This is a genomic window from Methylobacterium sp. WL7 (assembly GCF_008040085.1).
Lineage (GTDB): Bacteria > Pseudomonadota > Alphaproteobacteria > Rhizobiales > Beijerinckiaceae > Methylobacterium > Methylobacterium mesophilicum.
On the sequence record NZ_VRVG01000360.1, the window covers coordinates 1 to 583 of the forward strand.

1 protein-coding gene and 1 pseudogene are annotated in these 583 nt (G+C 67.9%); one reads left to right on the top strand and one right to left on the bottom strand.

Features of this window, described 5'->3' with window-relative positions; all coding sequences use genetic code 11:
* Nucleotides 1-243, bottom strand: a 243-nt coding sequence (locus FV233_RS29780; RefSeq protein WP_147899667.1) for a type II toxin-antitoxin system ParD family antitoxin, incomplete at its 3' end; no start/stop codon positions are given.
* A 210-nt stretch (nucleotides 244-453) separates the two neighbouring features.
* Here FV233_RS29780 and FV233_RS29785 point away from each other — a divergent pair.
* Nucleotides 454-583: pseudogene (locus FV233_RS29785) on the top strand (50S ribosomal protein L25); the annotation flags it as partial.

Consider the following 583-nt stretch of genomic DNA (forward strand, 5'->3'; position numbering starts at 1 on the left):
GGCAGCTTTCATCCGCTCGGCGTGGTGGGCGCGCAACGCGGCGAAGACTTCAACGGCAGGAATCGCCGGCCGGGGATCGTCCAGCGCCTCCTGCACCGTCAGCCGGAGGAGGACATCGAGCACCGCGTCCTCACGGTCGAGCACCCGAGGCACCGCGCTGACGTTGGAAGAGCAATCAGATTCAGCGAGAGTCTCGGCGCCCACCTGCGGATCGCCGGGGGTGATGGGCTTGCGCGTGCGCATCAATCGCGTCCTCTCGATATCGTACGGCTCGACGGGTCGGCAGAGCGCTTCACCGTCATTGCGAGCGCAGCGAAGCAACCCAGTGCAGCGCGCGCTCCCAGATCGTAGCGTGCCCCTGGGTCGCTTCGCTGCGCTCGCGATGACGGCGCGGAATGCGTACCGACCGATCCAACCGGATCACCGGTGAGACCGCCAATCGGCCTCGGGCATGCCATCCCGCGCGACTTCCAGCTCGACCCGGTCTCCGGCGTCCCGCTGCACGTCGACTTCCTGCGCGTCGTCTCCGGTCAGACCGTGACCGTCGAGGTGCCGGTGCACTTCATCAACGAGGACGCGGCCC